Source organism: Streptomyces tremellae (assembly GCF_039540215.1).
Classification (GTDB): Bacteria; Actinomycetota; Actinomycetes; order Streptomycetales; family Streptomycetaceae; genus Streptomyces; species Streptomyces tremellae.
In genome coordinates, this window is record NZ_BAABEP010000086.1 from 12,014 (window position 1) to 21,575 (window position 9,562).

General features: G+C 72.9%; 2 protein-coding genes. Both read left to right on the top strand.

The window, feature by feature from the left end; all coding sequences use genetic code 11:
* On the top strand, nucleotides 1-251 hold a 251-nt coding region (locus tag ABEA77_RS31535), incomplete at its 5' end, for a hypothetical protein (protein WP_345655244.1).
* A partial coding sequence (locus tag ABEA77_RS31540) for a WXG100-like domain-containing protein (protein ID WP_486389447.1) occupies nucleotides 248-9,562 on the top strand: 9,315 nt, incomplete at its 3' end. The genes ABEA77_RS31535 and ABEA77_RS31540, both read left to right, overlap by 4 nt.

Below are 9,562 nucleotides of genomic sequence, written 5' to 3' on the forward strand. Positions count from 1 at the left end.
GGCGGGAGGAGGTTCCCGCGACGCCGTTGACGCCGACGCAGGAGACGCCGCGGCAGTTCGGTGTGGAGCGCACGGCCGAGGTTCCGGCGACCCCGCTGACGCCCACGCAGCAGACACCCGTACATTTCAGTGAGGGCACGCCCGAAGTGCCCGCGCACCGACTTGAACCCCTGGAGCCCGAGACCATGCTTGAGCCGCGGATCCCCGCGTTCAGGACGACCGAACGCGTGGACGAGCCCGATCAGGCATGAGCGTCAACCTGCCCCCAGAACTCAGCTGGGTCGCCTATCTCGCCGTCGGCCAGGCATGGCCCAAGGGCGACGAGGACAAGCTGCTCGAACTCGGCCGTGCCTGGGACGAGGCCGCCGAGCAGCTGTCCAACATCGTGGGCGAACTCAGCCCCGCGGCCGCCGGCGTGCTGAACAACGTCGGTGGGCAGGTCGCGGACGAGTTCAAGGACTTCATCCAGCAGCTCCAGGGCAATCTGCCCCAAATGGCGACATCCGCCAAGCAGTTGGGTGATCTGGGCAGGAACACCGGGGTTCAGGTCGAGTACTCGAAGTACATGATCCTGGCCCAGCTGATCTGGCTCGCGGCCGAGATCGCCCAGTGGGCGTTCTTCGCGCCCGAGGCCATCCCCGCGATGATCACGGCGGCGCGGGTCGCGGTGCAGATGATCCTGCGTCGCCTGCTGATCTCCATCGCGACGGGCGTCGGCATGATGCTCGGGATGGACGCGGTCATCCAGGGCATCCAGATGCTCAAGGGCGACCGTACGAAGTGGAGCACGCAGAACACGCTCCAGGCGCTGGAGTCCGGCGCGATCGCGGGCGCGATCGGCGGCGGCATCTTCGGCGGCGCCGCGGCCTTCGTGCCGAAGTTCGAGGCCGGGCTGATCGGGAAGCTGGCGCTCGGCGGCCTCACCGGCATCACCACCACCGAAGCCATGAACGGCATCTTCGGTACCAGCGAGGAGGGCGTCGCGGGCGCCCTGACCTCCGGCGCGATCGGCGCGCTCGGCGGCGGCGGGCGCCGCAGGTTCGGCGGCGGGGACGAGACCAAGGTCGATCCCGTCAACGTGCACACCCCGACGGACATCAACTTCGACCTGCCCAAGCCGCCCGACCTCCCCCCGGTCAGCGGCCTCGGGGACGTACCGACACCGATCGACCGGTCCAGCATCCACACGGAGAGCAGCGACGGCGACGACTTCGGCGACGGCGCGCACACCGGCGGCACAGGCGGACACGGAGGCCGCCCGGAGACGGTGGCGTCGGGGCCGGACGAGGTGACGTTCCACAACAGCGCGCCGCCGCACGCACCGGCGGAGTCCGAGGGACCCGCCACGACCTCCTCGACGACGGGTTCGACCACGTCGGCCCCGCCTCCGCACACCACCGCGGCCACGACGACCGGCACCGGCACCCCGCACACCGAGACGGCGGGTGCGCAGCCCCCCGCGACGGGCCTGACCGGCTTCGACACCGTCCTGACCAATGGTGACAACAGCAACACCGGCGCGTTCACGGGCACCGGGACCGGCACCACCGGCACGGGTACGGGCAGCACCGGCACGGGCACGGGCGCGACCGGTACGGGTACGGGCGGCGTGCGCGCCCAGACGCCCGGCACGACCACGACGTCGACCCCGACCAGCGGCACGACCGGCCGCGGCCCGGCCACCTCCGAGCCGCCCGCGACGTCCGCGGCCCCGCGCCCGGTGACCGGTACGTCGGGTCCCGCCGACACGCGTCCGGTGACCAGCACGTCGGGTCCGACCGACACGCGTCCGGTGACCAGCACGTCGGGTCCGACCGACACGCGCCAGGTCACGGGCACGTCCGGTCCGACCGACACCCGTACGGTCACCGGCGCGTCCGGCGGCCCCACCGACACCCGACCGGCCACCAGCGCGCCCGGCCCCGAGGAGACGCACCAGGCGCCCTCCACGGCCACCGGCCCCGCGGACTCCGCGCCCGTGCACCAGGCGCCCGCGACCACGGACACCGCGACCCCGCACGACCCCGCGACGCAGGACACGGGGAACACCCAGGACACCGGCAACACCGGCAACACCCAGGACACCGGCAACACCGGGGACACCGCCAACACCGGGAACACCGGAACGACCACCGACACCCCTGGCCCCACGCACTCGGAGACCACCAGGCCCACCGAGAGCACCCCGGACACGCAGCAGGCGCCCGCTTCGAACGGCAGCCCGGCCATCACGCAGCGCCCGGACGGCCCCGACACCACCACGACCCAGGCGACCCCGCCCCCGCGCGAGACCCTCGGCGGCGGCCAGCACACCGACACCCACCTGTCGGCGCCGCCGCCCGAGGCGCCGCGCACCGCCCCCGCCGACGGCACCCCCGTACCGCACGAGCCCGCGACAAGCGGGACCGGCGGCGACCACCTCGACCTGCCGAGCGTGCCCCACACGGAGCCCGGCAGCCCGGTCGTGCACGAACCGACCGCCAACACAGGCGAGTTCACCGGCGGCGGCCCGCACGACACGGACACGACGGCGCAGGAGCCGCCGGCGGTCACCGGCTCGCGCGGCGGTGCCGACGAACTGAACCTGCCGAGCGTGCCGCAGACGGAGCCCGGCGCGGTCGGCCTCCACGAACCCACCACTGGCGACGGCGCACACGGCGGTGACGAGCACACCACCGGGTCCGACACCACGCAGACCGGCCCCGTCGACCAGACGCCCACCGGGCAGGCACCGCCCCCGACGCAGGTCAGGCCGGGAGCCGGCACGGGCACCGGCAACGGCGCCCAGGGCACCCACCAGCCGCCCCCCACGCAGGGCGCACGCCCGCCCGCCACCACGGGCGACACCACCGCGTCCCCGCGGCCTTCCGGTACCGGTCAGGACGCGCCGCGCCCGGTGACGACCACCAGCACGGAGAACACCCAGGGGAACACTGGTCCGAGGACCGAGACCGGGACGCCGAACGGCACCGGCACGGACGGCGTGCACGGCGGCGGCGACACGGTCCAGCAGGCGCGGCCCGCCACCGAGTCCGCGACCGACCGCCCGGCTCCCTCCGGACAGCAGCCGCACACCGACACGAACACGCCACAGGCGCACACCGAAACGGCACCCCGCACCGAAACGGCACCGCACACCGACGCGGACGCCGCGGTCCACACCGACCAGGAAGCCCCCGGGCAGACCGGGACCGCGAGGCCGGACGGCCCGGACACGACGAGCGACGCCGTCGCGGACACCTCGAACCCCGAGTCCCGTGACTCCTCCGAGGAGACGCCGCCCGCCTCCGACGGGACACGCCCCTCCTCCGAGGACGAGCACCCCGACCCCTTCGCGACGCTCGACGACCTCAACGTCCCGGACCACGACCCCGGCAGCGAACTGGGCCCCCTGCGCGACGCGCCCGAGGCGCCGACCGCGGCCCCGGTGTCGCCGCGCGCCCAGGTGGACCGGCGCGCCGACGCCCTCGACCAGGTCGCCAAGGACGCCGGCATGTCCGGTACGGCGCGCCGGATGTACACGGACTCCATCAAGGACGCCGCGCGGAACAACGACTGGAGCGAGGCCACCCGCAAGCTGGCCGAGTTCCGCGAGATGATCGACGTACGCTCCCTCAACCAGCGGCTCGACGCGTTCAACGACCATGTCGCGGGCGGCTTCGACCGCTTGGGCGACCTGGGCGCGAACCGCGCCGAGTGGCAGGCGAAGGTCGACGCCGTCGACAGCGCGCGCCGCAGCGGCGACCCGGACCTGATGGACAGCACGCTGCGCGAGTACACCAACTACGTCGAGCAGCACGTCCCTGCCGAGGTCCTGACGGGCAAGGACGCCGCCCGGCCGTTCGACTCCGACCTGGAGCGGGTGCGCCAGGAACTCGCCGGCGCGACCGGGCGCGACGCGCAGCGGCTCCACGACGAGCTGCGCGACCTGTTGAAGACGGCCGCTCTGCGCGACCGCCTCGACCGGCTGCGCGCCGACGAGAACGCGGACACCGAGGAGGCCGCGCTGCGGCAGCGGCTGGCGAACGCCTCCTCGCAGGAGGAGGCGGAGCGCGCCCTCCAGCAGCTCGAAGAACACCGCGAACTCCAGGAGTTGCAGGACAGGATCAACCGGCTCAACTCCGACGAGCCGGCCGAGGACAACGGCACGGGCCACCCGCCAGGCTCCGAGGAGGACCTCCAGGCACGCCTCGACCGGTTGCGCGAGAGCCAGGACGACCGCACGCGCGAACTCCAGGAGCGCCTGGCGCAGGCGCACACCGAGGAGGAGTCGCAGCGCGCCCTGGAGGAGCTCCAGGAGCACCGCGCGGAGCAGGAGCTCCAGGAACGGCTCGACCGGCTCAAGGAGTTCGAGCCGTCACGCGACGAGGACGGCAGCGGACCGCGCCCGGAGGACATCACCGAGGAGGAGCTCAACAGGCGCCTCGAAGCCCTCCACGAGGGTGACGACGCCAGGACGGCGGAACTGCGGCAGCAGGCCAGGGACGCGGAGACGCCGGAGGAGGCCGACCGGGCTCTCCAGCAACTGGAGGAGCACAGGGCGCAGCAGGAGGCCGACCGCCTCGAACAGGTCGAGCGGCTGCGGCAGGAGCTCGACTCGCTGCGCGACCAGCACAGCGAGCAGTTCCTCACCGACCGGCTGGAGGACGCGGCACGCACCGGGGAGCGCATCGAGGAGGTCCAGCGCAGGCTGGACGACACCCTCACCTACGACGAGCGGACCAAGGCGCTCGACGAGGAGCTGCACCAGGGCGTGGAGCGCCCCGAGGGCGACGGCAGGCTCGACCGCATCGTCTCGAAGGGCCTCGACGCCCGGCCGGGCGGACGAGGCGACGACGACGGCTCGGAGCCCGGCGAGGGCGGTGGGCCCCGCACGCCCGAGGAGCTCGAAGACCTCCTCAACTCCCTGAACCTGCCCGACGACGGCTTCGACCTGCCGTCCGTCCCGCACGACGGCCCCTCGGACCACGACAACACCTCCGCAGGCCCGCCGGACGAGCCCACGGCGCCGCCCGTCCTGCCGTCCGTGCCGCACGATCTGCCGTCTGTGCCGCACGACCTGCCGTCCGTCGACCGCCTCGCGGACCCCGCCGCCGAGCACGGCGGCTCCGCGCACACCGGCGACGCGACCCGCACCGGCGACGAGTCCCACTCCGGCGGTACGGAGACCACGAGGCGCCCCGACCCGTCCCGTGGCGACGACACCCGCCAGGACGGCGACGCGCACCCGCCCGCGCAGCGCCCGGCCCCGCACACCGAGACGCCCGGCTCCGAGACGCTCCAGGCCCAGCGCGAGCATCCGGCCGAGAACCCGGAGAACACCGACACGAGGACCACCCCGGACGACGACTTCGGCCTCCACCGCGTACCCGACATCCGGGACCTGGACGACCTGCGCGCCGCCATCCAGTCGCACTCCGACGACGACGGCGTCACCACAGGCCCCCAGGACCACGAGAACCACCGGCCCACCGAGGACGCCCCGGCGCCTCGGGACCACGAGCCCACCGACGACCACGAAGCCACCGCGCCGCCGCCCCGCAGGTCGGACGACCACGAGGCGACGCGGACACCTCCGGCGACGGACGACCACCAGAGCACGGAGCCCCGTCCGGGAACGGAGGACCACGAGGTCACCGGCACCCGTCCTGGCACCGACGACGACGCGACGTACGACGCCGTCGCCGACAGCACGGGTGGCCGCGGGCAGCAGGAGCACCAGCCCCCGGTGCGGCAGGACGACACGGACACCGAGCAGTCGGACCACAGCGACGGGGAGGAGTCGGTCCACGAGCACAGCGACTCCGAGTCCGAGCACAGCGACTCCGAGTCCGAGCACAGCGACTCCGAGTCCGAGCACAGCGACTCCGACTCCGAGGCCGGCGGATCGACCGTGTCAGGCCACGACTCGACGTCCGCCGAGACCGGGTCGGAACACCCGGGCGAGGACGGCACCACCCACCGCTCGGAAAGTACTTCGGAGTCGGAGGGAGCGGCGGCGCCCCTCCACATCGACACGGACGAGGCGCAGCCGCACATCGAGCAGCAGCTCGCCGACTTCGACAAGGACCTGGCCAGGACGCTCGACCAGCACAACTGGGGCGACCCGAAGGAGACCGAGGCGGCGGCGCGCGGTGTCATCACGCGGCTCCTCGACAGTGTCGACCCCGACGACCACGCGGCGGCGCTCACCGAGGCCCGCCGGCGGATCGACACGCTGCCCGACTACCTCTCCGACGGCACCGTCAACGCCACCCTGAAGGCGCTCAACAAGCTCGACCCGAACCGGCCCGCCCTCAACATCCCCGGGGCCACCTACCTCGGCGCGAGCCACGTCACGGACGGTCCAGGACAGGGGTACATCAACCGCGACATCCCCGCGGTGGTCACCATCGAGCACGAGCCGTACGTGCCGATCTACATGGCGGTGTACGGCGACCAGACGCACAGTCCTGTCCCGTCCTTCAAGGACGTCGGGCAGGACGAGGGCGGGGCGGTCCAGATCCACACCGGCGAGCCGGGGCGCGGGGACCGCGCCCTGTGGGTGAGCGTCGGCCAGCCGCTGCGCCAGATCAAGTGGGTGGAGAAGTACGCGGGCGACAACGCGCCCAACCCGATGATCCGTTCGTTCCTCGTGCCGTTGAAGGTCGCCAACGACATCTCGCGCGACGCGGTGACCGAGCACGGCTCGGGCGGTCACCCGCTCGACCTGAACGTGGACAAGCACTTCGCGTCCAACCAGTTCGGCATCATCAAGCCGGAGTCCCTGGAGCAGCTGCGCTCCTCCGCCCTGCCGAACTCCCTGCGCACGTACACGGACGACGTGTCGTCGGGGCGCGAGACCTGGGGCGACGTGCGCCCCCTCGACGAGCTGCGCGGCAAGGTGGGCGTACCGCCGCTCAGGCTGAAGGACTTCCCCGTCTTCACCCAGGACAAGGAGTTCCTCAACCAGAAGCAGTACCACGAGACGACCCAGAAGCTCCGGATCGTGGTCGCCGCCCACTACCAGAACGAGGACCTGCTCTCCCCCGGGGACACGCTGCCGAGCCCGGACGCCGTCGAGCAGTTCTACCGCGACCACGCCCCGGACGAGCTGGGGCCGCTCGACACCAAGGGCCCCGACGAACGGGAGCGCGCGCTCGACCAGTTCGTGGAGGAGTACGTCGCTCCGTGGGCCAGCCAGGCGCGTATCGCGGAGACGATCTACGAGAACTTCGACGACCGCATCGCCGAGGGCGCGCCCGAGTCGCCCGTCGAGTACACCCTCAGCACGGACGACCCGACGCTGCGCGGCGAGCGGCGCGCCGACGACGTGGACGCCTCCGTCAACCGGCGCATCCTCATGGACGTGCGGACGGCGATCAGGTCGGGCTTCGAGCAGCTCAAGCTCGACGGGGACACATTCAGGGACGCGGGCCCCGGCATCAACGGGCGGACTGTGCTGGGGCAGTTGCGCACGCAGCGCGACGAGGCGCTCAACGACTACGCGTTCAAGGTGGGCGACAGCACCGCCCTCCCGGACAAGCTCGACCACTACACCGACGTCGCCGCACAGTTCCACCGGGACCTGTCCGCGGCCTACCCGCCCGGGGAACACGGCCGCCCGGACGCCGTCCAGTCCATCCTCGACACGCTCCACCGGATCGAGACGGCCGGGCACAGCTTCCCGGAGAGCACCGGGGCCGTGCACGAACTCCCTCCGGAGGTGCACCTGCTGCACGAGGTGCGCAGCGCGCTCGCCGACGTACCCGACCGGCCGCAGGTCACGCCGGAGGAGGTCGCGGGCTGGCACCGGCAGCTGGCGGACCGCGGGCTGACCGTCCAGCGCACCACCCGGCAGATCGCGCAGGACGTGGCGGCGCTCGCGCTCGGCCACGAGCCGCCCCGCCTGCGCGGCGGCGGATGGTTCACCTCCGCGCCCGCGGTGATGATGTCGTCGGGCGGCATCCACTTCGCGAACCTGTCGTCCGAGCGCCCGGAGTTCGTGGAAAAGGCGGCGCAGGTCGTGGACCTGCTCTCGTCCCACCCGGGCATCACGGAGTTCCTCGGTGACGGGCAGGCCAGGATCATCCTGGAGAACCGGGCCCTCGACACGCCGGCCGAGGTACGGCCGGACGGCCGGGGTGGGTACGAAGTCCAGCTGGCCGCCTACTACTTCGAGAACTACAGCATCGGCTATGTCGCGGGGATGCTGGCGCACGAGTTCGGTGTGCATCCGATGGCGAGTGTCCGGCGTGATGTGCATATCGAGGACGAGACGTTCCGCGACATGCCGATGCCGGTGCCCGGTCTCGACGGCCGGTTCATGGACGCGTCGCAGGCGAGGCAGTCGGACCATGTGCTGGGTGCGATCCAGGGCAACGCGCGGTACGAGGTGTACCGGCAGGCGGTGGTCGACATGGCCCGCGTGGTGCTCCAGCAGGCGCACGCCTCGGTCGGCGGCATCACGCACCGCGACGTCTCCGACATCCTCGACTCGTACTTCATGGACCTGGCGTCCATCGGGGCGACGAACGACAACCGCCTCCTCGGCGTCCCGGGGCGCGGCGGCAGCACGCAGGTGCGCCAGGACATCGCGACGGTCTACAACGCCTACCGGCAGTTCATGCACGACGACCCCGCGCTGAGCGACCTGCACCCGCACATGCCGCCGCCGAAGACCGAGGCGGACGTCGCGGCCGACTACCGGACGCTGCTGAAGCAGGTCGCGACGGCCAAGCTGCTCAGCGGCGCGAGCGTGAGCAAGGAGATGCTCGCACCGCCGCCGCGCCCGGTCACCGCCGCCCCGCCTGCCACCGTCGACCGCCCGGTCACGGAGTCCGCCCACGCGGAGCCGGCCACCGGCCACCCGGACACCGAATCCGTCCAGGAGCACGGACCGGGGGACAGGACAGGCGGGAAGCAGCCGCAGCGCACCGGGCAGGGCGGCCAGGACCTCACGCAGCAGCGCACGACGCCTCCCGAGGACCGCGACGGCACCGAAGAGGAAGGCCCGCACGAGGAGTACGGCGACGCGCTGCGCCGCGTCGCCGACGCCCAGGCCGACCTGGACCGGGCACAGGAGCTGGACGCGCGCGGCATCGGCACCTCCTCCGACGTGCACGGACAGGCCCACACCGCACAGGAGCGGCTGCGGGCCGCCGAGGAGGCCCTGGCACGCGCCGAGTTGCGCCGACAGGCCCAGGAGGGCACCGGCCCGCTGCCGGGCCTCGACACACGCCAGGGCTCCACCGAGGCGGCGGGACGGCAGCAGACGCCACCCGCCACGCGGCGGGACGGGCATGAACTGCCGCCGGACGTCGCGCTGCTGCACGAGGTGCGCAGCCTGCTCGGTGACCCGGGAGACCGGCCGCAGATCTCGGCCGAGGAGGTCGCGGAGCACCACCAGGAGCTGGTGGACCGCGGGCTGACCGTCCAGCGCACCACGCGGCAGATCGCGCAGGACGTGGCGGCGCTCGCGCAGGGCCAGGAGCCGCCGAGACTGCGGGGCGCCGGACTGCTCGGCGACTGGTTGAAGCCCGCGCCTGCGGTGATGATGTCGTCGGGTGGTATCCACTTCGCG